This is a genomic window from Mucilaginibacter gossypii (genome assembly GCF_900100945.1).
GTDB classification, from domain to species: domain Bacteria; phylum Bacteroidota; class Bacteroidia; order Sphingobacteriales; family Sphingobacteriaceae; genus Mucilaginibacter; species Mucilaginibacter gossypii.
Genome location: NZ_FNCG01000020.1, coordinates 38,768 through 64,368 on the forward strand (window position 1 = coordinate 38,768; position 25,601 = coordinate 64,368).

Annotated in this window: 25 protein-coding genes and 1 tRNA gene; 9 read left to right on the forward strand and 17 right to left on the reverse strand. The window is 41.2% G+C overall.

Annotated elements, in window-relative coordinates:
* Positions 1 to 69: 69 nt before the first annotated feature.
* The 5 genes from BLS28_RS26285 to BLS28_RS26305 form a co-directional block, all read right to left on the reverse strand.
* Entirely contained in the window at positions 70 to 1,092 is a 1,023-nt protein-coding gene (locus tag BLS28_RS26285; protein WP_091174944.1) for a DUF3078 domain-containing protein, read from the reverse strand.
* 146 nt (positions 1,093 to 1,238) lie between these two features.
* A complete protein-coding gene (locus tag BLS28_RS26290) occupies positions 1,239 to 2,048 on the reverse strand; it encodes a peptidase associated/transthyretin-like domain-containing protein (RefSeq protein WP_143020882.1) in 810 nt (269 codons plus the stop codon).
* A 119-nt stretch (positions 2,049 to 2,167) separates the two neighbouring features.
* Positions 2,168 to 3,004, reverse strand: a complete 837-nt coding sequence (locus tag BLS28_RS26295) for a glucosaminidase domain-containing protein (protein ID WP_091174790.1) — start codon at positions 3,002 to 3,004, stop codon at positions 2,168 to 2,170.
* Positions 3,005 to 3,065: 61 nt separating this feature from the next.
* Positions 3,066 to 3,608 (reverse strand): glycoside hydrolase family 73 protein, encoded by a 543-nt coding sequence (locus tag BLS28_RS26300; protein ID WP_091174792.1) that lies wholly within the window; start codon positions 3,606 to 3,608, stop codon positions 3,066 to 3,068.
* A 3-nt stretch (positions 3,609 to 3,611) separates the two neighbouring features.
* Complete coding sequence (locus BLS28_RS26305) at positions 3,612 to 4,250, reverse strand: O-methyltransferase (protein WP_091174796.1); 639 nt, start codon at positions 4,248 to 4,250, stop codon at positions 3,612 to 3,614.
* 210 nt (positions 4,251 to 4,460) lie between these two features.
* On the opposite strand from BLS28_RS26305, the gene BLS28_RS26310 reads away from it, so the two are divergent.
* Entirely contained in the window at positions 4,461 to 4,880 is a 420-nt protein-coding gene (locus BLS28_RS26310) for a GxxExxY protein (protein WP_091174798.1), read from the forward strand.
* 65 nt (positions 4,881 to 4,945) lie between these two features.
* Here BLS28_RS26310 and ruvX read toward each other — a convergent pair whose 3' ends face one another.
* Positions 4,946 to 5,359, reverse strand: a complete 414-nt coding sequence (gene ruvX, locus BLS28_RS26315) for a Holliday junction resolvase RuvX (protein WP_091174800.1) — start codon at positions 5,357 to 5,359, stop codon at positions 4,946 to 4,948.
* A 172-nt stretch (positions 5,360 to 5,531) separates the two neighbouring features.
* On the opposite strand from ruvX, the gene BLS28_RS26320 reads away from it, so the two are divergent.
* Genes BLS28_RS26320 through BLS28_RS26330 form a run of 3 tightly spaced genes read left to right on the forward strand, consistent with a single transcriptional unit; the run spans position 5,532 to position 8,655 of the window.
* Positions 5,532 to 6,677 carry a DNA polymerase III subunit gene (locus tag BLS28_RS26320; RefSeq protein WP_091174803.1) on the forward strand — a complete coding sequence of 382 codons (1,146 nt, stop codon included), beginning with the start codon at positions 5,532 to 5,534 and terminating at the stop codon, positions 6,675 to 6,677.
* A gap of 2 nt (positions 6,678 to 6,679) precedes the next feature.
* The gene (gene ricT / locus BLS28_RS26325; RefSeq protein ID WP_091174806.1) at positions 6,680 to 8,176 is read left to right on the forward strand and encodes a regulatory iron-sulfur-containing complex subunit RicT; all 1,497 of its coding nucleotides are present in this window, start codon (positions 6,680 to 6,682) and stop codon (positions 8,174 to 8,176) included.
* Positions 8,173 to 8,655 (forward strand): gliding motility lipoprotein GldH, encoded by a 483-nt coding sequence (locus BLS28_RS26330; RefSeq protein WP_091174808.1) that lies wholly within the window; start codon positions 8,173 to 8,175, stop codon positions 8,653 to 8,655. The genes ricT and BLS28_RS26330 overlap by 4 nt, the downstream gene beginning before the upstream one ends.
* Before the next feature lie 6 nt (positions 8,656 to 8,661).
* On the opposite strand, the gene BLS28_RS26335 is transcribed toward BLS28_RS26330, so the two are convergent.
* On the reverse strand, positions 8,662 to 9,042 hold the full coding sequence (locus BLS28_RS26335) for a hypothetical protein (RefSeq protein WP_129571772.1): 381 nt from the start codon (positions 9,040 to 9,042) through the stop codon (positions 8,662 to 8,664).
* A 99-nt stretch (positions 9,043 to 9,141) separates the two neighbouring features.
* On the opposite strand from BLS28_RS26335, the gene BLS28_RS26340 reads away from it, so the two are divergent.
* The 3 genes from BLS28_RS26340 to BLS28_RS26350 all read left to right on the forward strand — a co-directional run bounded on the left by BLS28_RS26340 (position 9,142) and on the right by BLS28_RS26350 (position 12,353).
* A complete protein-coding gene (locus tag BLS28_RS26340) occupies positions 9,142 to 9,372 on the forward strand; it encodes a hypothetical protein (protein ID WP_091174812.1) in 231 nt (76 codons plus the stop codon).
* Between the two features lie 104 nt (positions 9,373 to 9,476).
* Positions 9,477 to 10,904, forward strand: coding sequence for a DUF4932 domain-containing protein (locus BLS28_RS26345; RefSeq protein ID WP_091174814.1), 1,428 nt, complete (start codon positions 9,477 to 9,479; stop codon positions 10,902 to 10,904).
* A 78-nt stretch (positions 10,905 to 10,982) separates the two neighbouring features.
* Complete coding sequence (locus tag BLS28_RS26350) at positions 10,983 to 12,353, forward strand: DNA recombination protein RmuC (RefSeq protein ID WP_091174816.1); 1,371 nt, start codon at positions 10,983 to 10,985, stop codon at positions 12,351 to 12,353.
* On the opposite strand, the gene BLS28_RS26355 is transcribed toward BLS28_RS26350, so the two are convergent.
* From BLS28_RS26355 to nadA, 4 genes are all read right to left on the reverse strand, one after another.
* Positions 12,354 to 13,214 (reverse strand): DUF6263 family protein, encoded by an 861-nt coding sequence (locus BLS28_RS26355; protein ID WP_091174818.1) that lies wholly within the window; start codon positions 13,212 to 13,214, stop codon positions 12,354 to 12,356.
* Positions 13,215 to 13,250: 36 nt separating this feature from the next.
* Positions 13,251 to 13,697, reverse strand: a complete 447-nt coding sequence (locus tag BLS28_RS26360) for a hypothetical protein (protein ID WP_091174820.1) — start codon at positions 13,695 to 13,697, stop codon at positions 13,251 to 13,253.
* Positions 13,697 to 14,743: a thiamine-phosphate kinase gene (gene thiL, locus BLS28_RS26365; RefSeq protein WP_091174822.1), complete on the reverse strand. Its 1,047-nt coding sequence runs from the start codon at positions 14,741 to 14,743 to the stop codon at positions 13,697 to 13,699. The genes BLS28_RS26360 and thiL overlap by 1 nt, the downstream gene beginning before the upstream one ends.
* Before the next feature lie 453 nt (positions 14,744 to 15,196).
* On the reverse strand, positions 15,197 to 16,189 hold the full coding sequence (nadA, locus tag BLS28_RS26370) for a quinolinate synthase NadA (protein WP_090532733.1): 993 nt from the start codon (positions 16,187 to 16,189) through the stop codon (positions 15,197 to 15,199).
* Between the two features lie 407 nt (positions 16,190 to 16,596).
* On the opposite strand from nadA, the gene nadB reads away from it, so the two are divergent.
* Positions 16,597 to 18,189, forward strand: a complete 1,593-nt coding sequence (gene nadB, locus BLS28_RS26375) for an L-aspartate oxidase (RefSeq protein ID WP_091174824.1) — start codon at positions 16,597 to 16,599, stop codon at positions 18,187 to 18,189.
* A 124-nt stretch (positions 18,190 to 18,313) separates the two neighbouring features.
* Here nadB and BLS28_RS26380 read toward each other — a convergent pair.
* A tRNA-Gly gene (locus BLS28_RS26380) sits at positions 18,314 to 18,386 on the reverse strand.
* A gap of 75 nt (positions 18,387 to 18,461) precedes the next feature.
* Between BLS28_RS26380 and BLS28_RS26385 the strand changes: the two genes are divergently transcribed.
* The gene (locus BLS28_RS26385; RefSeq protein ID WP_091174826.1) at positions 18,462 to 18,974 is read left to right on the forward strand and encodes a gamma carbonic anhydrase family protein; all 513 of its coding nucleotides are present in this window, start codon (positions 18,462 to 18,464) and stop codon (positions 18,972 to 18,974) included.
* Here BLS28_RS26385 and BLS28_RS26390 read toward each other — a convergent pair.
* The 5 genes from BLS28_RS26390 to BLS28_RS26410 all read right to left on the reverse strand — a co-directional run bounded on the left by BLS28_RS26390 (position 18,964) and on the right by BLS28_RS26410 (position 25,531).
* Positions 18,964 to 20,604, reverse strand: coding sequence for an Ig-like domain-containing domain (locus BLS28_RS26390; protein ID WP_091174828.1), 1,641 nt, complete (start codon positions 20,602 to 20,604; stop codon positions 18,964 to 18,966). The two genes, BLS28_RS26385 and BLS28_RS26390, sit on opposite strands and share 11 nt — an antisense overlap.
* Before the next feature lie 115 nt (positions 20,605 to 20,719).
* The gene (gene mnmG / locus BLS28_RS26395; protein ID WP_091174830.1) at positions 20,720 to 22,582 is read right to left on the reverse strand and encodes a tRNA uridine-5-carboxymethylaminomethyl(34) synthesis enzyme MnmG; all 1,863 of its coding nucleotides are present in this window, start codon (positions 22,580 to 22,582) and stop codon (positions 20,720 to 20,722) included.
* Between the two features lie 185 nt (positions 22,583 to 22,767).
* On the reverse strand, positions 22,768 to 23,013 hold the full coding sequence (locus BLS28_RS26400; protein ID WP_208057695.1) for a CBU_0592 family membrane protein: 246 nt from the start codon (positions 23,011 to 23,013) through the stop codon (positions 22,768 to 22,770).
* The gene (locus tag BLS28_RS26405) at positions 23,013 to 24,878 is read right to left on the reverse strand and encodes an ABC-F family ATP-binding cassette domain-containing protein (protein WP_091174832.1); all 1,866 of its coding nucleotides are present in this window, start codon (positions 24,876 to 24,878) and stop codon (positions 23,013 to 23,015) included. Before BLS28_RS26405 ends, BLS28_RS26400 begins: the two co-directional genes overlap by 1 nt.
* Positions 24,875 to 25,531 (reverse strand): oxidoreductase, encoded by a 657-nt coding sequence (locus BLS28_RS26410; protein ID WP_091174834.1) that lies wholly within the window; start codon positions 25,529 to 25,531, stop codon positions 24,875 to 24,877. The genes BLS28_RS26405 and BLS28_RS26410 overlap by 4 nt, the downstream gene beginning before the upstream one ends.
* Between the last annotated feature and the right edge of the window lie 70 nt (positions 25,532 to 25,601).

Below are 25,601 nucleotides of genomic sequence, written 5' to 3' on the forward strand. Positions count from 1 at the left end.
TATTCCAAAATAAAGCCGGCCCTGTTTTTAATAAGGCCGGTTCAATTGTATTATTTGTTCAAGACTGTACTACGGAAACCGGTACAACATCCCCAACCCAATACCTTCATAACCCTGCGCGCTATCGGATGTATGTTTATCATACAACAGCGTTCCGTTTACCGTTGCACTAATTAACCTGTTCACTTTAGCTGTTAGCGTTAAATCAACACGGTGGGTAATAAATTTTGGCGATTGGGCATAAGGGATAAACAACGCGTAACGGGTATTTAAGTGAATGTTTTTGGCTATATCTTTATCCAGCAACGCAACAACCTGGAACGCAAGATCGTTTTTCACGGTTTTTAACGTATCCACACCGTAGTTATCTTTTTGATATTTGTGGATGGCCTGATCAAGTACAAAAGTTTGTCTTGCAGTACCGGTACCCAAACGCAAATCGAACCAACTTTTTGGCTTATACTCAAAACCGACCGATTCGGTAAGATAACCTGGCGACATAAAGTTTGAAATATATTGCTGATCAAATTTTCCATTCCCCATATCAACATAATTGAAACCTTTATCAAATTGCGACTCAAAGGTTAACGAACCGAAGAAGTACCAGCTTTTTGATAATTGAGACGCTACTTTGTTATCAAAATAAATACGGTCCTGCGTTTTACGTTTGCCCTGTCCCTTATTTTTTGATACGCCGTAAGTAAGGTTAAGCTCGGATACGTAACTGAAAGGCGCTTTGTTATATTCGGTATGATAAATAAAATTTGAACCTAATGCCACCGCGCTTACGCCACCCGCCGCATAATTGCTGCTAAATGCCGACTGGCTAAAGTTCAGCCCGAATGTGATTACCTTTTTCCAGTAGTTTACTTTATAATCGAGCATGGTAACAGGTACCATTTCGCGCTGGATCTGTATGGGGCGAACCCGGGTGGGGATGGCGTTTTTGCGGGAATTTATCCGGTATTTATTAAGTACGGCAGTGTCTATTTTAACACTATCTTTTTTCAGGGTATCTGTTTGTGCTTTTGCTGATAAAACGCACGTGACTGATAATGCGAGTATTAGTAATCCCGGTTTTGTTTTTAACATAGTAAACAAATTAAAGCAAAAATCTCCTTTTTTACCCACAATAAACAAAAATGTTGCTTCAGGGTTTAGTCTGGCAAACGACTTTTGGGCAAAAATATCGGAATTTTCGGATATTAAAATGAACCTTGTATTAAGGTTTATCTGTCTTATTCACGGCCAAGATCCTTCTTGCTGTCATCGGGCGTAACAAGCGGAGTAAGGGAATACGGCCGTTTCTTATACTTTAAAAAACGATTGAGGTTGGTTTTAATGGAGGCTATAAATTCATAGTCGCTTGCCGTTTTCACCAAATAATAGCCGGGACGGTACCGTAACATGAAGTCGGTGAGCTGCTGATCTTTTAAATTGGTTATGGCGCCAACATAAGTTCGGTTAAAACGATAGTCAATAACACTTTGCTGATAGTCTTTTTCAATAGTTTCGCGCAGGCGGGCAGCATTGCGGCCGCTGCGGCTTAATGAATTGTAAAGCGCGTCGATACTTAAGCCAGCACCGCCCGGCCCAAAGCTCAGCAGGTCCTTATTATTAAGCGGGCCGAAGATTTTGGTATAATCGTTTTTGGTTGCAGCCAGCCGTTTTTGCGGGTTAAGCAGGGTATCACGCACGATAACTTCTTTAAGCTGTATGGCTGTGCGCTTCATATAAACCGCCAGTGATTCGCCGCCTTGCACTTTCAATGTATCGGGATGATGATCTGATTTTGTAAAAACAAGCACATCGCCGGGTTGGGCTTCTATCTTGAATTCACCTTTAAAAGTATTGTAAATTGATTTGCCGGTGGTGATGTTCTGTACATTAACTTTGGCAATGCGGTCTTTGCTGTCTTTATCAAACACAACCCCATCCACGGTTTTTTGCTGGGCAAAAACTTTAGTTGCGGTCAGGGCCAAACATATTAAAAGCGTCCACAGTTTCATTGAGGATGCAAAAATACGTGTTGCACAGCGGGTGATCATACAATTTAACAACAATTAACCTTTAGAGGAAAGAGCCAAGATACCAGGAGTCAAGAATCAAGATAAATATTCGGTGATAACTAATCTCAAATTCTCTTGACTCTTGTTGTCTTGATTCTCTATTTTACGACAACAAGCTTCTGGCCAATTTTAATGCCATTGTCGCTCATACTGTTTAATGCTTTCAGGTCATCAACAGTTATTCCAAAACGCTTGGATATGTTGTATAGTGTATCGCCCTGTTTTACGGTGTAGATCTTATCGTCGGGCGGGGTTTTGGAAAGGGTATCCTGAACAGGTTTGCCAATGCTATCGTTGATCTGAGATAACACACGGTCTTCCCGTTTAATTTTAGCAATCTCGCCTTCGGGGCGGTCGTACTGATCGAGGTTATATTTTACAATAATATTGATAAGCAACTGCGGATACTTAGGATTAGTAGCATAACCCGCCTTTTTCAATCCATAAGCCCAGCCTTCGTAATCGTTCTTATCCAGTTCAAAAAGTTTAGCGTAATTTTTACGTTTTAAAAACGCCGAGTGGTCACGGAAGGAATCTTCCGGGTTATCATAAACGCGGAAGCAATCATTCACGTTATCGTCATCCTTATAATAGCTTTTGCCGGTCCAGTCGCTGGTGCATTTTATGCCGAAGTGGTTGTTGGCATATTTGGCCAGGTCACTATTGCCCGCGCCCGATTCAAACAAGCCCTGCGCCAGGGTAATACTGGCCGGGATACCATACTGGTTCATTTCCTGGATGGCGATGGCCTTGAAGCGGTCAATATATTCTAACGAGTTGTATGACCGGTAATTGGCAATAGCGTCCTTGTTGGCTTTTTGGATATTGCTGTTATTGCGTTTGGCATCTCGGTTTGATACTGTAGTGGTTTTTTTGCGGGCAGAGCATGAACTGAGGCAAACTACAGCAATGAACAGGTATATGGTTTTTCGCATGAGGCTTAAATCTTATTATGTGGCATATAACCAGGGCCAAATTAAGATTTTATAAACGTAATTATTGCTGTTTAGTTGTTGCGTCGGCCAATTGCGTTTGGTTTGCCGGATTTTCATCCAGGTCATTGAGGTTATACCTGTTAATGATACCTAAAACCTGCGATGCCCATCTGCGGCTACCGGCATAACCGGCACGCTGAATACCTTTTGCCCATCCTTTATAATCATAATGGGTAAGCGCGTCGGCCAGGTGGCTAAACTGCTTGCGCTCGGTCATGATACGTGCAAAGTCCTGGAACGAGTCAAAAACCGAATCGTATCTTTTATAAGAGGTGCGAACTTTTTTGTTGTGTTTGGTATAAACTACGGTATTGTAACCTTTTACTCCAAACTGATTATTAAGGTTTTGTGCTATGGTGCTGTTGCCGCAGCCCGATTCATGCATGGCTACACCTAAAACGATGCTTGCCGGGATCCCGGTTTCGTGCATGATCTTAATGGCATCATCTTTGAACTTTTCAATGTAAGATTGTGAGGTATTTTTCTGTGCTGAAGCAGCTAATGTTGAAATCAACAGTGTTGTAATCAGTAAGATTTTCTTCATAATTTATTTTTTTCTGATAACCAGCAGCCCATCGCGTACCGGCAGGATCAATTTTTCTATCCTGCTATCAACAGCTATCTGGTCATTTAGTTTGCGGATTCCTTCAGTATCGGCATCTTTTTCGGTGCCGTACACCTTTCCTTTCCACAAAACGTTATCAATTATTATTAATCCTCCGGATCTGACTTTGTCAAAAACTAATTGAAAGTAAGTATAATTATTCTTTTTATCGGCATCTATAAACACCAAATCAAAAACATCCTCCTGTAAATCAGCAATAACGGCCTCTGCCTGCCCAAAATGCAGCTTTATTTTGTTTTCAACATTTGTTAGTTTAAGATGTGAAGTGATGATCTCCTCCATTTCGCGATTAACCTCAATGGTGTGGAGGATGCCGTCGTCGGCCAAACCTTCGGCCAGGCAAATAGCCGAGTAGCCTGTATAGGTACCTATCTCCAGGATGCGCTTAGGCTGCACCATTTTGCTTAAAAAACTAAGCAGCCTGCCCTGGTAATGCCCCGATAGCATGTTAGGTTTTAACACCTTGATATGCGTTTCGCGGTTGAGCTTTTTAAGCACCTCCGGCTCCGGGTCGCAATGGTCATCTAAGTAAGCCAGTAAGGCATTAGGGAGAATATCCATGGGGGCAAAGATACACCGTTGATGGGAATGATTACGCTGATTTCGTTGATTTATTTTGTAAGTTATTGATTTTTAGAATGATTTATTACTACCAGAACCGTTGATTCTTATTGATTATGTTGATTTCGCTGATTTGCCTTTCACTTGAAGAATAATTTTTTTGCCTGATTTTTCTCTGATTTTAATAGTTTTATAGCATAACCTTATCAAATGAAAGATCTAATTAATAATACCTATAAACACTCTGAGCTTACCGGTAAAATTATTGGTTGTGCAATGAAAGTTCATTCAATCTTAGGCAACGGTTTTCAGGAAGCTATTTACCAACGAAGTTTGGAGATCGAACTGCACAAACAAGGGTTGCTGTTTTCCCGGGAGCTTGAAATGGTTATCTTTTATGATGAAATAGAGGTAGGCAGAAGGCGAGTTGATTTTTTAGTAGATGAAAAAGTTATGGTAGAACTCAAAGCTGTATCCAAACTTGAAGATATTCATCTCGCTCAAGTATTAAACTATCTCGAAGCTTATAAACTCGAAACCGGACTTCTTATTAATTTCGGATCCAAAAGCTTAGAGTTTAAACGCATTACCAACGAATATAAACTTGCACGACAGCAAAACAAATCATAAAAAGTCACGAGCAATCAAAAAAAATCATTAACTAAGAGGTAGACAAATCAGCGAAATCAACGCCATCAAAATAATCTACGGTCCATCCAACTCTGCAACAATATCACCGCCGATATCGTATCCACCAACTCCTTATTCTGCCGGTTCTTTTTATTCATCCCACTCTGAGCGATAGTTGCTGATGCCATTTTTGAGGTAAAACGCTCGTCAACCATTTCAATCGGGGTTTCGGGGAATGTTTTCTTTAACAGGTTCACAAAGCCTTTTACATGAATGGCCGATTGCGAAGGGGTATTATCCATCTGCTTTGGTTCGCCTACGATAAAGCGCTCCACTTGTTCTGTTTGCAGGTATTTTTTTAAAAACTCGATGATATTATTGGGGTGGATATTATCAAGCCCGGTAGCGATGATCTGCAGAGGATCAGTAACCGCAATGCCGATGCGCTTGGTTCCATAATCAAAAGCCATTATTCTCATTTAGATGTGAGATATTAGATGTGAGACCTGAGATTCCATTCGGTAAAGATAACGCAACTAAGATGAAACCAAGCCTACAAAAGATCCTTTCATAAATAAAGCAACCTCGTTTCCTGTGTAAATCCGAAATCCCAATTCCGAAATCCAAAATCAAATTACTATTTTGCACCAAATGCAGTTTAAAGAAATAGTAGGACAGGAAGCAACAAAGCAACGATTGCTTAACACGGTGAGCGAGAACCGGGTAAGCCATGCGCAATTATTTTTAGGCCCCGAAGGATCGGGCAGCCTGGCGCTTGCTGTTGCCTATGCCCAGTACCTATCCTGCGAAGACAAGCAGCCCGGCGACTCATGCGGGGCATGCTCTTCCTGCCGGAAATACCAGAAACTGATGCATCCAGACCTGCATTTTTCTTACCCTTTCTTTGCAAAACATAAAGATGATACAGCGCTTACTTTTATTGAGCAATGGCGCGGCGCTTTAACGGCTAACCCATATTTAAGCCTGGACATATGGCGCGGATACCTGGATGCCGAAAATAAACAGGCCAATATCAATATTGCCGAATGTCACCAGATCATTAAAAAACTAAGCTTTAAGCCTTTTGAATCGGAATATAAGATCCTGATCCTCTGGTTGCCCGAATACCTCGATAAAGAGGGGAATGCTTTGCTTAAAATTATTGAAGAACCGCAGCCTAATACACTGTTTTTATTAGTAGCCCAAAACCAGGATCAAATCCTGAACACCATATTATCCCGTACGCAGCTGGTTAAAATACCCGCTTTGGAGTACGATGAAATTAAAGAACATTTAATAAGTGCGCATCACCAAACCGAAGAAGCCGCTGCCGAAATAGCTTATTTGAGCAATGGCAACATGACCGAAGCTTTGGCCATGCTGCAGCAGGACAACAAAAGCTACCACGAGCTGTTTGTGCAATGGCTACGCTATTGCTTTGGCAATAAAGGTATTGAGGTGATGGCTTTTGTGGAGCAGTTTGCCAAAATGGGGCGCGAAAACCAAAAAAACTTTTTGCGTTACGGTACCAGCTTTATCCGCGAGTGCTGTTTACTCATTGCCGGGGCGGGTAGCCTGGTACATTTACCGGCAAAGGAACTGGATACGGCTCAAAAAATGAGCGGTGTATTGAGTATAGGCAAATCGCAAATGATTATTGATGAGCTGGAAAAAGCACATTATCATGTGGAGCGCAACGCTAATCCCAAAATCTTATTTTTAGATGTATCTTTACAAATTATTAAAATACTAATAAATAAAAATGTCCCTGCGGGGAATCAATATATGCCAAGTTAATTATGGGATGTGGAAGTTGCTCAACAGGTGGCGGATGTTCGCCTGCGGGCTGCAAAAGTAACGGCAGTTGCCTTACTAATGGTTGCAGCAAATTAGATGTTTACGATTGGCTGTCGCATATGGACATGCCGACTAACTATAAGCCTTTTCAGGTTATTGAAGTTAAGTTTAAAGGCTCGCGCAAGGAGTTTTATTTAAACAACGATAATATTTACCTCGAAGCCGGCGAACTGGTGGCTGTTGAAGCAACCACTGGTGGCTATGATATTGGCCATGTTTCGCTTACCGGCGAACTGGTGCGCATGCAAATGGTAAAACGCCATGTAAAGGAAGCCGATGTTGTAAAAAAGATCTACCGTAAAGCTACCGTTGCCGATGTTGACAAATGGAAAGCTGCCAAGGATATGGAATGGGAAACCATGCACAAATCGCGCAAGCTGGCGCTTGACCTTAACCTGAGCATGAAGCTGAGCGATGTGGATTACCAGGGCGATAAAACCAAGGCTACATTTTATTATACGGCCGAAGGCCGCGTTGATTTCAGGGAACTGATCAAGAAAATGGCCGAAACTTTCCGCATCCGTATCGAGATGAGGCAGATTGGCATGAGGCAGGAAGCAAGCCGTTTAGGCGGCATAGGTTCATGCGGCCGCGAGCTTTGCTGCTCAACATGGCTTACCGATTTTAAAACCGTATCTACTTCGGCAGCCCGCTATCAAAACCTTTCATTAAATACGCTGAAACTGGCCGGCCAGTGCGGCAAGCTGAAATGCTGCCTTAACTACGAGCTGGATACTTACATGGATGCCTTAAAATACATCCCTGATAATGTAAACACCCTTAAAACCCAAAAAGGGGATGCCCGCCTGCAAAAAACCGACATCTTTAAAAAAATAATGTGGTTTAGCTACCCGGGAGAAGAATCATGGGTGCCACTACCCATAAAAAAGGTTAAAGAGATTCAGCAGCAGAATAAAGATGGTGTGATCCCCGAAGACCTTGGTGAAATTGTTGAAGTTGAAACACCAGCGGCAAAAGCGCTCGATTACGAAAACGTGGTTGGCCAGGATAGTCTTACCCGCCTCGACGAACGGCGCAACAACAATAAAAAGAAGAACAAAAACCGCAATAAAAACCAGAAACCCGGAGGCCAGGCGCAAGCCGAGGGCAAACCGGCCCAGCAGCAGCCTCAGCAGGGATCGGGTAATCCGCAGGAAAAACCGGCACAGCAGCCGCGTCCTGAAGGAAACCGCCAGCCGCAAAACAATAACAGACCCCAGGGTAACAGGCCTCCGCAGCAAAACAGACCCCAGGGAGAGGGCCGGCCTCAAGGCGAAGCCAAACCTCTGAGAGAACCGAGACCACAGGGGGAACCGAGGCCACAAGGCGAAGGAAAACCACAGGGTGAAGGGAGCGGGAATAACAACAGGCGCCGCAGGCCAAACCGCCCAAACCGTAATAATAATAACGACAATAATCAACAGGCAAAACCTGAATGAAACGGGCTTTAAATATCATTTACCCGGCAGCATTATTATTAGTAACCATGTTTGCCGGTTCCTGTACGGATCCGAACAGGATCATTGATACCAACACCGAGATTGCCGATCATAACTGGTCGTACGTTAACCGCGTAAACTTTGATGTTAAAATTGATGATGAAAAAGTTGCCTATAACCAATACCTTAATTTACGGGTTACGGGCAACTATAAGTACTCCAACATTTTTGTATTGGTTAATCAAATCTCGCCCGATAAAAAAACGCATACTACGCGTTTTGAAGTAAAGCTGGCCAATCCCGATGGCGAATGGCTGGGCAAGGGGTCAGGTAACCTTTACAGCTACCAGGTGCTTTTGCGCAAAGATTATCATTTCCCCACAAAAGGCATTTACCGTTTTCAGATAGAACAAAACATGCGTGATAACCCCCTTCATGAAATCAGCGATGTAGGGTTAAGGATAGAGAAAGCCCAATAATTTATACTAAGGGATATTATAGGTAACGGTAACCGAGCCATGCGTCAACACTTCTCTGTCGGTATCCTGTACAACTATTTTATCATTGTCGTAAATTCTGTAAGTTACGGTATTGCTAACGTCTGATGCAACAACCAGGGTTACCTGGTCGTTTTGATTCAATGTAGCAGTATAGTTGTATGATGATCCTTTTGCAACAGCTTTCGCATCAACTATTTTAGGGCTGCTATCCGTTGTTTTATATTCAGATAATGAAACATTAAAGGCATCTGCAGCGCTTACCGTAACTTTTATAGTGTGGGGCTGCGGTGGTTGATCTGTGCTCTTTTTTGAGCAGGACACAAACAACAAGCTTATTAATATCCCATAAATCAATTGCTTCATCATTGTTTTTTATTTGTGAATATCCTTAATTTATACCAGCGAACAAAATCTTAATAATAAAACAGAAACGTATAACTACCCGTTAAGCCTTAAACATCACCCATGAAAAAATTAACCATCCTTACATTTTTAGCTGCTTCAATAGCTTTTGCATCCTGTCATAGCGCCGATAAAAATAACCGCCAAAACGATACCAGCGTGACCCAAAGTAGCGGCGGCCCTGCCGATTCAACAAAAACTTCAACAGCCCGAAACACCGACACTACAACTAATTCAGCAGACACCACTACGCTTGGTGCTGATACCGATTCGGCTGTGCATCCGGTGCATTAATACCGGCTGATCACTATTTCTTTTGTTCATGATTAAACTAAGAATTAGCTGATCAGTCTACCTTCAGGAGTTTGCTTTTTTGTTGCCTTTAACTTTTTTATTAAATGAAATACCTAAACCTATCTTTTCTTATCATCTTTTTTCCCTTAGTGTTATCAGCCCAAACTAATAATACTATAGCAACGCCCCGAATTGATAAACGTGTAGAATTGCTGAGCATTGTTTTCCGTTTAGCGGGTAACGAAGAATACAATACACCTGACAATGTTAAATACGTTGCGGATATTCATAAGCATCTTGATAAATTTATTGACCATCCGCTCATTAAATACGCCCGGGAACTGAGGGACAGCAGCGGCGTTAGCTACGATGCTGTTATGTCAATGGCCGTTCATTTGAATGAACCACCGGCATTAGAACCATTAGTACCTTTTTCAGTCTCTTTACCAGACAAAAGGTGGACCCTGGAAAGCGCTGTAAAATTCACTGCCCTATTAAAGCAATTTTATAAAGACGCCGACTTCGATGGGTTTTTCCATGCCCATTTAGCTGATTATGCTATAGCCGAAAGTCGCTTTAATGCCCTGTTTAAAAAGCTGGATGTATCCTGGTATTATAAATTTTATGGTAAAGCGCCGGCCGAAAATTTCAATATCATCATAGGATTTGGAAATGGCGGAGGAAACTACGGGCCACATGTTTATTTAAACGATCATACCAAAAAAGTATATGCAATTATTGGTTCTGGTACTTTTGATGAGCAAGGCTTACCTACTTATGACGCGGCATCTTATCTGCCTACATTGATCCACGAGTTTAACCACTCTTTTATCAATTATCTTACCGATAATTATGAAAGCCAATTGAGAGATGCGGGTGCGCTTATTTACGAAAAGGAGCGCACAAAAATGCGAAAACAAGCTTATGGCGAGTGGAAAACAATGATGAACGAAGCTTTAGTAAGGGCATCAGTAATCAGTTACCTGAAAACCCATAATACCGATACATTGGTGGCCGAACAAGAGCTTAAGCAGCAGTTGGCCAGAGGTTTTGTTTGGATGCGGCCATTGGTTAATTTACTTGGTAAATATCAATCAAACAGAAAAACTTATCCTACACTTGAAAGCTTTATGCCTGCTATTGTCGTCTTTTACAATAAATTGGCGCCAAATATCAGTTTTTACGATGACGACTATCAGCAACATTGTGCCCGGGTAATAGCAGTAAGGCCTTTCAAAAACGGCGATACTACGATAAGGGCCAACACAACTGAAATTATATTTGATTTTGATAAAAAATTGGATGGCATAAAGTACTTTTTTGGCCCGGGAGCCAGGGGTATAGATCATTATCCTAAGTCGGCAAAATTTACCTTTGCTAATGATAACAAAAGCATTATTATGAAAGTGAGTCTGAAGCCTAATACCGAATACCAGATAAATATTACCGGCGGTATGATGCGGGCAAGCGATGGCTATGCTGTACAAAACTATATCCTGAATTTTAAAACAGAAAATAATCCCATTCCTTAATTCACTTGCCTTTCTTGATTAACTTTATTAGTATTTATAAAATTTTATGTTTTACTTTACTAATATTTTTATCAATAAATGACTGGTATTATATTAGTATTTGTATCCCTGATCATCCTGCTGATTGCAGTTTTTCTATTCCTGAAAAAACCAAAAGCAGTTGAGCTGATCTCGGCCGAAGAGTTGAGCAAACTCCGATATGAGCATGATCAGCTTAAAATTTTATTAGCCAAAGCCGAGGAAAAATCAAACGGTTTAGTTGCTGAAAAAGAAAGCATTACCAACTTTTTAAAGGAGGAAAAGAATCGTCTTATTGACGAGCTTTTATACGAGCGCACCCAGTTGGCACAGGCCAATCAATCCTTAGAAAGTGCCCGGGCCTACTATAAATCGCAGCAGGAGAAACTGCAGGAGCAAAAGGCCGAAATAGAGCAGATCCGCACCCAATTTCAGCGCGAATTTGAAAATGTGGCCGAAAAACTGCTTAAAGAAAAATCGAAGGAATTTACTGATATCAACCGGAGTAATTTGGATGTCATCCTTAACCCGTTAAAGGAAAACCTGAAAGCATTTGAGGATAAAGTTGAGAAAGTTTACAACATGGAAGCCGCTGAACGGAACACCCTGAAAGGGGTGATCACGCAGCTGATGGACCTCAACAAACAGATTAGCGATGAGGCCCAAAATCTTACCAAAGCACTTAAAGGCGATAACAAAAAACAAGGTAACTGGGGCGAGGTAATTTTGGAGCGGGTACTGGAACGCTCAGGCCTCGTCAGAGACCAGGAATACCGCATCCAAGCCGCCATCCAGTCCACCGACGGCACAAGATATCAACCAGATGTGATCATCGACCTACCCGATGAAAAGCACCTGATTATCGACTCCAAAGTATCTCTAATTGCGTACGAAAAGTTGGTTAACGCCGATACCGAGGAAGATCGAAAACTATTTGCCAAAGCCCATGTGGAATCTATCCGCGGGCATGTTGCCGGACTCTCAGCCAAAAAGTATCACGATTTATATAAGATCAATTCGCCCGATTTTGTGCTGCTTTTTGTGCCGATAGAATCCTCCTTCAGTATAGCGGTGCAACTGGATGGCGAGCTCTTTAATTATGCCTGGGACAGGAAAGTGGTAATTGTTAGTCCGTCGACATTGCTAGCTACCCTGCGTACCATTGCCAGTATGTGGAAACAGGAACGCCAAAACCGCAATGTATTGGAAATAGCCCGTTTAAGCGGCGATATGTATGATAAGTTTGTTGGTTTTTTAAGTGATATGGACAGCATTGGCAAAAACATTAACCAAACACAATCGGCTTATAATAACGCCATCAGTAAATTATCGGAGGGTAGGGGCAACCTGACTACTACCGCCGAAAAGATCAAAAAGTTGGGAGCAAAAGCAGATAAGCAGATAGATCAGAAATATATTGGGGATGAGTAATTAAAGCTCGTTAACAACTGCCAGATATGATGCGTTGGCGGATGCATTTGCTTTAAAAGTTATCCCCTCCATTATCATGGACAGATTAAAATTTATATTGCTAACCATGCTACTCATGTAATTTTGTTTGATACTATAAACAAGTTTGCCGCTTCCTTTACCGTTACCACTAATAGTTACCTCTGCTCCGTTTGTAGTAGTCTTCAAATCCATAGCCATCGATTGATCTATATCGAAATTTGCTATATCATTATTAACAGATATGAGTTTATAAACAAGCTTTATATTCATTTGCATATTGGTAAAGCCGGGTACGGGCATTGCCATGGGTATTTCCTGCGTAAAAGTCTCGCCAATTTTCATTGGCTTATCCGGAAATTGTAGTTTGTTACTGATGTTATTGATAATAGCAGTAACAGCTGATTTTATCTTTTCGTCTGTATTTTTTCCGGATACCGAATCGATATGTATTTTGCCCTCCGGCGACCCCGTTCCATAAAAAATTCGGTCTTTCAAAGGATCCGGGGTTTCAATCTGCTTCCCATTAAAATTCATTACCGACGGCATTCCCCAAAATGTCATCGTAAAAGGAAAAGAATTATCGCTATTTAGTTTTCCTGTAACTAAATCTAAATCATGACCATTATGCCCGGTTATGGTCGCTGGCAATTTCGTATTTTTCTTTATTTCGGCTATACTTGCTTCATCACCTACGGCGTCCATCTCCATTTTAAGATCAGTTACCATTTTCACATGATATTTATGAAGCGACTTATATTTTATCTTAAAAATGGCTGAGTTTTGAGCAAAGCTTTTAGCTATAGTGAATAATAAAACACATGAGATTATGTATTTTTTCATTTTAAAAGATTTAGGTTTGATTTAAAAATAAAGTTTTTATCTATTAGTGTTTTTCCTGTTAAACCACCAATCTGCCTGTTTGGTAAACATCAGCGCCCAACCCCATAGTTCAACAATGATCTCGGCGAGGGTTAAAATGATGAGATAAACCGGCATTTCTATAGCTTTTTTGGAAGCCGAACTATCATGTAAAATTCCGAAACTATACAGCAATGACGATCCCAGGAAAAAAACATTCAGCAATATCAAAACCGAAAGGATGATCCGGGCCCATTTCTTTCCTTCGCCGGTAACAAAGATCAAAAAGCCGACAGCGACGAATACAAACAGGATGGCCGAAAAATTGAAACCGTCCAGGTAATTATTCAACGTTTGGATCAGCAAGCCCAGGTAAAGCAATAAAATTCCCTTCACAAAAGCCCCGGGCGGTCTCCCATCGGGATGATTGTTGAGGTAAAATTTATCGAAAATATCCTGCAGCATTATTCGGATTTTTTAAACGCGTTCCAGCCCTGGGCCTTCAATTCATGTACGGTACCGCTTTTAGTGATCAGGTTACAGCCGGCCGATGGTTCGGTGATGTAGCCGATGATGCTGATATCCATTTTAAATTTGATCTTATCATAATCGGCCTGCTTCACGGTAAACAATAATTCATAATCTTCCCCACCGCTGAGCGCGCAAATAGTAGGATCGAGGTTGAACTCACGGGCTGTTTCAAACGTCATCGGGTCGAGCGGGATCTTCTCTTCGTACAGGTTACACCCCTTGTTGCTTTGCTTACAGATATGTAATAACTCTGAAGCCAAACCATCAGATACGTCGATCATCGCGGTTGGTTTTACTTCGATGCTTTTCAGCAATTCCACCACATCCCGGCGGGCTTCGGGTTTTAACTGACGTTCCACGATGTAATCTTTTCCTTCCAGATCCGGCTGAATATTAGGATTTTCCAGGTAGATCAGCTTTTCCCGCTCCAGCAGTTGCAGGCCGGTATAAGCACCTCCCAAATCTCCGGATACACAAATTAGGTCGCCTTCTTCGGCACCGTTACGGTACACAATGTCAGCTTCATCAGCATATCCGATAGAGGTTACGCTGATCACCAGTCCCTGCTTTGACGATGTTGTATCTCCGCCGATCAAATCCACATTATATTTTTCACAGGCGATATAAATCCCCTGGTAAAGCTCCTCAATGGCTTCGAGCGGAAATTTGCTCGACATGCCGATAGACACAGTAACCTGCGACGCTATTCCATTCATCGCATAAATGTCACTCAGGTTTACCTGTATCGCTTTGTAACCCAAATGCTTAAGCGGCGTGTACGCCAAATCAAAATGGATCCCTTCCAACAGCATATCCGTACTCACCAGCACTTTTTTACCAGCGAAATCAAGTACAGCTGCATCGTCGCCGACTCCTTTTTTTGAGCTTTCGTTAGTAAGCTTAATATTTTTTGTAAGGTGACCGATAAGGCCAAATTCGCCAAGCTCCTCTAAATTGGTTCTATCCTGATTTTCAAACATATTAGCCCCTCTAAATCTTCCCTAAAAGGGAGACTTTTAAATTTACATTTTTATACATCTTAGGCCGCAACCCGCTTTACACCTTCCGCCGAAGGCGGGAAATTTTTTTTACACTTTTTTCTCACATACCAACCAAATCAGTTGACCATCGAAAAACGGACGACAAATATATTGACTCCAGCCTCCCTTCGGCTTTTATACTTTTTAACAACAATGTGGATAACCCAAGTTTTCGGGCCGCTACCTTTATACCTTATATCCGCCTTTGGCGGAAAATTTTTTTACGATTTTCAGCCTTTTTACAAGCAAGAAGGCACTTTTACACCAAAAATACCTTCAATTTAATTCCTCCCGGTTTTCCACAATTCCCCAGTTTATAACTTCCTGATCAAGGCCATCCAACCGATCAAAAAATCGGTGAAATCAACCCGTAATCGGTGTAGTCTCAAAGAACTATAATCCCAGCTGCGCCGAAATCTCAAGCATGCGCTCAATCGGTTTTACTGCTTTTTCAATTATATGCTGTGGTACAGTTACCTCAGGTGTTTCATTTTTCAAACACAGGTATAACTTTTCCAGTGTGTTACGCTTCATGTGCGGGCAATCGTTGCATGCGCAGTTGTTATTTGGCGGTGCCGGAATAAATATTTTATCCGGGTTTTCCTTTTGCATCTGGTGTAAAATGCCCGATTCTGTTGCTACTATAAATTCCTTGTCCTGGTGGCTACCGGCATATTTTAAAATTCCGGTTGTTGAACCAACATAATCGGCCATTTCCAATATAACATCCTCACATTCAGGATGTGCTAACAACTTTGCACCCGGATGGCGTTCTTTCAGTTTGGTGATCTTTTCTCTCGAAAATATCTCATGAACCATACAGGCCCCATTCCACAATACCAGGTCTCGACCGGTTTTTTTGGCTACATACGCGCCAAGGTTTTTATCAGGTCCGAAAATGATCTTCTGATCCTTCGGTAAGCTCTCTACAATCTGCACAGCGTTGCTTGATGTACAAACAATGTCAGTTAAAGCTTTCAATTCGGCCGTACAGTTTACATAAGTGATCACCAGGTGATCGGGATAGTTTTCCTTAAACTTTTTAAACAAGTGTGGCGGACAACTATCTGCTAATGAACAACCTGCCTTCATATCCGGCAGTAAAACCTTCTTGGTTGGCGACAGTATCTTGGCAGTTTCGGCCATGAAATGTACGCCTGCAAAAACAATGATATCGGCATCCGTTTTGGCGGCTTGTTGAGATAATCCCAAACTATCGCCAATGTAATCGGCAATATCCTGGATATCGCCATCCTGGTAATAGTGCGCCAGGATCACCGCATTTTTTTGCTTTTTTAATTTTTCAATTTCCGCGAAAAGATCAAGCGTCGGATCAATTTCTTCATCCACGTATCCTTTCAGATTTATTTCTTCGAAGGTATTCATTTCCACAATTCAATTAATAACAACTAATTTTTAAATTAAAAAGAACTATTGTTTATTAGGGTGTTGGTAATGTGCAAAAGTCGGAGTAATTTTTGTTTTAAAAGTTAGTTTTCACAATTTATTAACACTTATAAACATTTATCCACCAAAAAGCATGCTGATTTTTAGATAGGTATGACAATCAATTTTTATTTGAAAAAGTTTTATGTTAATATTTTCAGGGTTGACAAAATGTTAGCTTTATGACTAAAGTGTCGTAAAAGTCGCTCAAAAAATATTGATATTCGACCTGAGAAAGGGAGTTATACACACTGTAAACTATTTTTCACTTTTTGTTTACATAAACTTAACAGGTTATACAGCTGTTATTAACATTAGTACTACTTTTACACACATTCATCTAAAATATGACCCGAAATGTTGATTTCCTTGTAGTGGGTTCAGGGATAGCCGGATTAAGTTTTGCGCTCAAAGCCGCGAAGCATGGTAAGGTACTGATAGTTACAAAATCTAACGAAGACGAATCCAACACCAAATATGCCCAGGGGGGCGTTGCGGTGGTTGTGGATAAAAAAGAAGATTCTTTTGAAAAACACATCCAGGACACCTTAATAAGTGGCGACGGGCTTTGCGACCGCGAAGTTGTTGAAGCCGTTGTTAAGGAGGGTCCCGAGCGGATCAATGAGATTATTGATTACGGAACCAATTTCGACAAGACCAATGAGGGTGTTTATGACCTGGCTAAAGAGGGGGGACACTCCGAGTTTCGTGTGTTACATTACAAAGATGTAACCGGCTGGGAGATAGAGCGTTCGCTTTTAGAGGAAATTCATAAAAATCCTAATATTGAGATACTTACGCATTATTTTGCTGTTGATTTAATAACGCAGCACCATTTGGGCGAGTTGGTAGGTAAATCAAGTACTGATATCACCTGTTTCGGGATTTATGCGTTTAATACCGAAACTAAGATTGTAGAGAAGATCTTATCTAAAGTTACGGTAATGGCTGCTGGTGGTGCCGGACATATTTACGCGGTTACCACAAATCCAACAATCGCTACTGGTGATGGTATTGCTATGGTTTATCGTGCTAAAGGTAAAGTACGTAATATGGAGTTCATGCAATTCCATCCAACAGCTTTGTATAATCCCGGCGAATATCCCTCTTTTCTGATATCTGAGGCTGTACGCGGTTTTGGCGGCGTGTTAAAGCGCACTAACGGTGAAGAGTTTATGCAAGAGTATGACGAGCGTAAATCTTTGGCACCCCGTGATATAACGGCAAGGGCTATTGATGCCGAGATCAAAAAATCGGGCGAAGACTTTGTTTATTTAGATGTAAGGCACCGCAGTAAAAAAGATATCCTGAACCATTTTCCTAATATTTATGCAAAATGCCTGGAGATTGGTATCGATATGACCAAGGATATGATTCCCGTTGCGCCGGCTTGTCATTATATGTGCGGCGGTATAATGGTTGATCATGTTGGGCAATCGTCTATATTAAGGTTGTATGCCTGCGGAGAATGTTCGTCAACAGGCCTGCATGGCGCTAATCGTTTGGCTTCAAATTCTTTATTGGAGGCGTTGGTTTTTGCACACAGGATCTACGAAGACGCAATTAAGAATTTCGAAAATAATGTAATCCCCGATAATATCCCGGATTGGGATGAGAAGGGGGTGCAGCTGTCAAACGAAGATATCCTGGTTACCCACAACGTACGCGAAATGCAGAAGCTGATGAATGACTACGTAGGTATCGTTCGTTCGGATTTCAGGCTGGACAGGGCCTTACGCAGGTTGAAATTATTATACGAGGAAACTGAAGATTTCTATAAGAAAACCAAGCTATCGGTTAAACTTTGCGAGCTGCGTAACCTGATCCAGGTATCGTTTATTGTCGTAAAATCGGCTATGTTGCGTAAGGAAAGCAGGGGATTACATTATACTACTGATTATCCAGAGCATGCTGAGCAGGTGCAAGATACGGTGTTTTAGTATAAAATATGTCATTGCGAGCGTAGCGTGGCAATCTCGTAGTAAATGCATATTCAACAAGCATAGCTACGAGATTGCTTCGTCGTTCCTTCTCGCAATGACATAAAAGAAAGCATTTTTGAAGAGCGAAAAACGGGATTCGAACCCGCGGCCTTCAGTTTGGGAAACTGACGCTCTACCGACTGAGCTATTTTCGCTTATTTTGTATTCAAACATAAATAAAATTATTCAAATCAATAATCCACTAAATCAATAATTCACTAATTAAAGATATGCCTGTAATTCTGCCTGTAAAAGATAAAAACCCGGTTTGGGGTAAGGATTGTTTTATTGCCGAAAACTGTACTATAGTAGGGGATGTGGTTATGGGTGATAATTGTTCGGTGTGGTTTAATGCCGTTATCCGTGGGGATGTACATTATATAAAAATTGGTAATAACACCAATATCCAGGATGGTGCAGTGATCCACGCTACCTATTTAAGAGCGCCAACTAACATTGGTAGCAGTGTTTCTATAGGACATAATGCGCTTGTACACGGCTGTACTTTACATGATCATACATTGGTTGGCATGGGTGCAATTGTGATGGATCACGTGGTTGTAAATGAGTTTGTGATCATTGCTGCAGGTGCTGTTGTATTGGAAAATACGATATGCGAATCAGGCTATTTATATGCCGGCATCCCTGCAAAAAAAATAAAGCCCCTTACTGATGAGCAAAGGGCTATGTTGAAGCAGTTGCCTCAAAATTATATCATGTATTCGGGCTGGTTTAAGGAGTAACCCTTTCTTTTGGAATAGTCACCGGCTCCTCCGCTTCCCAGTTTGGCCTCAGGGTGATGAGCTTTTCATTTAGCCAGATATTTTCGGGTTGTCGCTTCAACCTCACGTTCCCGCTATCCCATTTACCGTTTTTATTTTCGTCGTAAATAATCCTCACATAGTATTTAGCGGCCAGAATTCCTTTATATACCAATGAAGTGTTTTTGGTTATAGGGTCGCTTTGAATTAACTTTTTGTCTTCGCTTAACAACTCAACTACATATGCTTTGGCCGTGTCGGGTACAGTTAGTTTTACTGTGAGCTGGCTGTAATTATCCAGTTTATTGATCTGGAATTTTTTGGACAGGCGTTTGTTTTTATCGCCATAAATATCCGTCAATGCGCCTTCATTCAATACCAACTCATATTTACTGCTTTCCCGCCATCTGTATTTTAAATTAAGCAATTTGTAATTGCCCGTATCTTTTTGGATGGTGTAATCGCTTGTAGCTACAGAATCTTCGTTTAAGGTAATTTGCGATTGGTCGAAGTTTTCGATAGGGATGCTTGCCGTGATCATCAAATTGCCGCCGGGTTTTAATTTACTGTCATTACCCATGTTATAGCTTGTTGTTACAACACGTGTAAAGCTTTCATTTTTACGTTTAAGCTGATAGATGGTATCTATAGGCTTGCCCTTGTCAAATATGGCTACACGCAGGGAGTCGAAGTTCATATTACGCAGATAAACAGATGCTGTATCTTTTGTACGTGAAAACGATACCTGTTTTCTATCATCCACATTGGCAGGGTAAATCACTTTAATGGCCGGCTGTGTTAGCCCCTTGTTAAATACCAATAATAGCTTACCATCAGTATCAAAACGTTTTTCGGATACCCTGAATTTTTCAGGATCCTGTTTGAATAAGTTTAACTGGACATTAGAAGTATCCGCCCGAAGATGAATGGGTTTTTTCAGGAAAGCGATCAACTCTTCGTCGCGGTTAAAAATTTTATCCGGACTTGCTTCTTTTAGGGCATAGATGCGATAGTCATCTTCCCTTAAATTATTCAAAGCGAAATTTCCTGATGAATCGGTGAGGGCAAAAATAGACGGCTTCTTTTTTCCGAAGAGAGTGTCCTGCTTCACCGGGAAAATAAATACCAGTACATCTTTCTCTTTTTCCTGGGTGAGCGTATTGGTTACCGTACCGCTGATGCTTAATGAATCGATATGGCTGCCGGTAGAAAAAACATAAGTGAAATTTTTCAGGATGTTACTTTCATTCACATCTTGTATTGACTTTCCAAAGTTGATAACGTAGGTAGTATTTTTTTGAAGGCTGTCTTTAAACTCAATTTTTAGTTTTCTTTTGTTTGATGAATACTCGGGGGGCTTCTCCATGGCCGGGCTCATGCTGATCTCCTGGTAAGCGTTAGTAAGTTTGATGAATTCGTCAAATTCCAGGTCGATTTGTTTGGCGACAAAATTCCGGGTTTTATTTCCGGGAATTGCCTTCACCAATTTTGGCGGGGTTTGGTCGCGTGGCCCTCCTTGCGGTGGTTGTTGGGCTGCGCATCCAAAAATGAATAAAACAATAAAAATCAGTATTGAATTTTTGTAAAAAATAGCCGTTTTTGTGTTTAACATAGTTTTTAGGCGATATAAGCGATTTTTATGTTTTTATGAGAAGTACTATTAAAAATTAAAAATAATTGATTTTAAAGGACTTTTTATAATTAATTAATTATCAGATATTTACGTTTTATCTCGATACATGAACCATCAAAACTGAAATATCGGAGGGTGAAACGCCCGAAATTCTTGAAGCCTGGCCCAAAGTGCGTGGTTTTATCCTCATCAATTTTTCGCGTGCTTCTTTGGAGAGCGATACCAACGTGTGATAATCAAAATTTGGATTGATCTCGCGGTCTTCCATTTTTTTCATCCGGTCTACTATCTCCATCTCCTTGATGAAATAACTCTCATATTTGATTTTTATTTCAGCCTGCTCAATAGTTTCTTTATCGTAGGCCGAAAGTAACTCGGCTAAAGGGGCGTCGGCTTTTTTAAGATCATTAAAGGTTACCTGTGGGCGGCTCAGCAAATTGAATAGTTTGGTGCTTTGCGCAAGCGGACTCGTACCCAACTCTTCCATCAGGGTATTAACTGTTGATGGATCGATGGACTTGCTTTTGGTATAAGCCACAATATCATCAGAGTTTTTTATCTTTTGATTTACTTTTTCTAAACGCTCGTCGCTGATCAATCCTAATTCATGACCCATAGGAGAGAGCCTGATATCTGCATTATCCTGGCGCAATAACAGGCGATGTTCTGCCCTTGATGTAAACATGCGGTAAGGTTCTTCGGTACCTTTAGTTACCAGGTCATCTATTAAAACACCGATGTACGATTCTGCTCTTTTCAGGATCAATTCATGTTTATCATTAATTTTTTGGTGAGCGTTGATGCCTGCAATGAAGCCTTGAGACGCCGCTTCTTCGTAACCGGTAGTGCCGTTGATCTGGCCGGCGAAGTAAAGGTTGCTGATCTGTTTAGTTTCTAAGGTTAAACCTAATTGTGTAGGAGGGAAGAAATCGTACTCAATGGCGTAACCCGGCCTGAACATTTTAGCGTTCTCAAAACCCGGAATCTTGGTGAGTGCTTTGTATTGTACATCCTCAGGCAAGGAGGTGGAGAAACCATTTACGTAGATCTCAACAGTATTTAAACCTTCCGGTTCAACAAAAATCTGGTGGCGATCTCGCTCGGCAAACCTGTTAATTTTATCTTCAATTGAAGGGCAATAACGGGGACCTAAACCTTTGATCCGACCGGTAAACATCGGTGATCTTTCAAAGCCTTCTTTCAACGTTTCGTGTACATCGGTATTGGTATAGGTGATCCAGCAGCAGCGCTGTTCTTCTATACAAGGTACATCGGTAAAGGAAAATTTGCCTCTTACTGGGTCGCCCCACTGCTCTTCCATCAAGCTGTAGTTAAGGCTTCGGCCATCCACGCGGGGTGGGGTACCGGTCTTCATTCTACCTGCTTCAAAGCCCAACTCAACCAATTGCTCGGTTAAACCGGTAGCAGCTTTTTCACCTGTACGGCCTCCGCCAAATCTTTTTTCGCCTATATGGATCACGCCATTCAGGAAGGTTCCATTAGTTAATACAACAGCATCCGCTTCAATTTCGATACCGATAGAGGTACGAACACCTGCTACGGTATTGTTTTTTACAAGCAGAGAGGTTACGGTGTCCTGCCAAAAATCAACATTAGGGGTGCGTTCTAATGATAAACGCCACTCTTCGGCAAACCGCATACGGTCGCTTTGAGCACGCGGGCTCCACATTGCGGGGCCTTTTGATTGATTAAGCATCCTGAACTGGATAGATGTTTTATCAGTTATAATGCCCGAATATCCACCCAAAGCATCTATCTCCCGCACTATTTGTCCCTTAGCAACACCACCCATGGCGGGGTTACAACTCATCTGTGCAATGGTACCCATATTCATGGTTATCAGCAAAACTGATGAACCCAAATTAGCAGCGGCAGCGGCAGCTTCACAGCCTGCGTGCCCGGCACCTACTACTATTACATTATATTTCTTAAACATTTTATCCTCCTTGTTCCACTTTTGGTAAGTCTTGAGTCGCAGATTTTAAGTATTATGTTGACTTAATGGTTCTTCAATTCAAGATTTGTTCCACGTGGAACTTTAATTTTATTTTCGCCGATTTTCTCGTTGGCGCTTTTAACTTACTGCTTAGAATTTTAGACTTAGATACAAAATTACCTTAATTAAACAGATGTTCCACGTGGAACTCTGAATAATGATATTAAAGCCACAAACCCCCAAACGCCCTCTAATACCACGAAAGGGTAGAAGTTTACTATGTATGATGCATAGCAACAGGTGCCTGCGCCAATAAGGTTTAAAAGGCTGTAAAGCTTGCTTTCGGTAGGTAGTTTCTTAGTTAAATTTAACAGAAACGCTATTAAAAGTATAATTACACCTATTGATGCTATAATATCCGATGCTTTCATTATCCTTCGTTTAGCTCCGTTAATTCCATCCAACGGGCGCTTTTATCGTCCAGTTGTTTATTTAAAATATCTATTTGCTTTAATAAATCATCAAGCTTTTTAGGATCGATGCCTGAAGCGTTTAATTGTTCGTTTTTGTCTTTGATTGTTGCTTCAATAGTGTTGATTTCGCCTTCAATACTCTCCAGTTCCTTTGTTTCTTTAAAGCTCAGTTTACTTTTTTTAGCTACGGGAGTTTGAGTTTGTGCAACAGGAGCGGGTTTTTTTGCTTGTTGTTTTGCTTCTTCCAGTTCAAGCCTGTATGACGAATAATTACCATTAAAGATGCGTACATGGCCCTTTTCTTCCATAATGAAAAGCTGGTCGGTTAGCTTATCTAACAAATACCTGTCGTGCGATACCATCATCAATACACCTCCGTAGTTGGTTAAAAATTCTTCCAATACGTTTAAGGTATCGATATCCAGGTCATTGGTAGGCTCATCCAGTATGAGGAAGTTAGGGTTCTTCATCAGGATGCTCATCAATTGCAGGCGTTTCTTTTCACCGCCGCTTAGTTTGGATATAAAACCATACTGCTTGGCAGGAGGGAAGAGGAACAACGTAAGTAATGCGGAAGCCGAAATAGTTTTACCGTCGGCCATGGTAATAAATTCTGCTACGTTTTTTACAATATCAATTACACGCTCATCTTCCTTAAAAGTAATCCCTGCCTGGTGGAAATAGCCTATTACTGTGGTTTCTCCTTTAACTACAGTTCCTTTATCTGGTTGTAAGGCACCGGTAATGATATTTAACAGGGTAGATTTACCGCTGCCATTTTTCCCGGCCAAACCAATTCTGTCGCCTTTTTTAAATATATAACTGAAATTATTGATATAAGTGTTACCGTTGAATGATTTATACAGGTGATCCATTTCCATGATCTTATTACCCTGGCGCGCTGTTTTAACGCTCAGCTCGACTTTGTCACGGATTCCGCCCTTCTTTGTTTTTTCTTCCAGGTCGTAATAAGCATCAATACGTGCTTTAGACTTAGTACCACGTGCCTGGGGCTGGCGGCGCATCCATTCCAGCTCCTTCCTCAAAAGGTTGGAGTTTCTTTGAAATGCTGCTTCGTCTGCCGCTTCACGCTCGGCTTTCTTTTCAAGATAATAGCCGTAGCTGCCATTGTACGGTTGAATTTTGCCCCTATCAATCTCTAATATCTCATTACATACGTTATCCAGGAAATACCTGTCGTGCGTAACCATCAATATGGTTTTGTTGCCTTCGGTCAGTAATTTCTCCAGCCATTCTATCGTATCAATATCCAGGTGGTTGGTAGGCTCATCCAGTATATAAACCTCTGGGTCTTCAATAAGCAGCTTGGCTAAAGCTAAGCGTTTCTTTTGCCCGCCCGATAGGGTAGTGATATGCTGATTGAGATGATGTATATCTAACCTGCCTAAAATAGTTTTGATCTTGTACTCATACTCCCAGGCATCAACCTCGCTCATCTCTTCCATTACCTTTTCAATGGCTTTGGTATTTTCCGGATCGTTCTCCATCAGTTCCTCATACCTGCGGATGAGCTGCTGCTGTACATCATCAGCATGAAATATATAATCGCTGATAGTAACCGCGTTTTTAAAGTTTGGGTCCTGCTCCAGGTAACCCATATTAAGGTCACGGGCTTGCACTACTTTACCTTCGGTAGGCTTTATAGTGCCTCCTAATATTTTTAGAAGGGTAGATTTGCCGGCACCATTAACGCCTACAAGCGCAACCTTACGGCCACGGTTAATACCTATGGTTACATTTTTAAATAACCAGTTGTCATGAAATTGATGGCCAAGGTTCTCGGCAGAAAGATAAGTACTCACGATAGTTGTTTTATTTTATCCGACTCGTATATAAATACACCAGTCGTTTGTTTTTTTGATTGTAGATACATGGCCATGGCAACGGTTGAGGCATCAATGCTGTGGTATTTTTTCCAGCTTCCAAAAAGCAATGGATTTATAACTTTCATTAAGCCGTTTAAAAACTTTTCCATTGGTCGGCTTTCCTGCCTGTCGCCGGCTAAAAAAGATGGCCTGTAAATATGAATAGCGGGGATACCCGTAGCTGTGATATCAGCTTCAGTTTCTCCTTTAGTTTTCGTATAAAAATTAGCACCATTTATATCGGCTCCAATGGAGGATACCAAATGATATTGTTCAAGCCCGTTTTGCTTAGCCAATTGTGCCAGTAATAACGGATAATCATGATCTATCTTACGATAGACAGCTAAATCAGGAGTTTTCTTTTTAGTTGATCCTAAACAGCAGAACAAAGCATGGCCGTTCAGCTCGTTTTTATAGGTTTCGGGCTGTTCAAAGTCGATAACAAGCTGTTTTAATTTATGATGCTGTAGTGGTAGTTTTTTTCTTACCAGGATCAATACTTCATCATAATAGGCTTGTTCCAATAAAATTTGCAGGAGATGACTGCCAATAAGTCCGCTTGAGCCTGCAATAACAGCTTTTTTTGCCATTACTTATTGATTTTTTGCAAAATTACGCATAATTAAATTGTGGAATAAATATTGTGTGTTTAAACATATA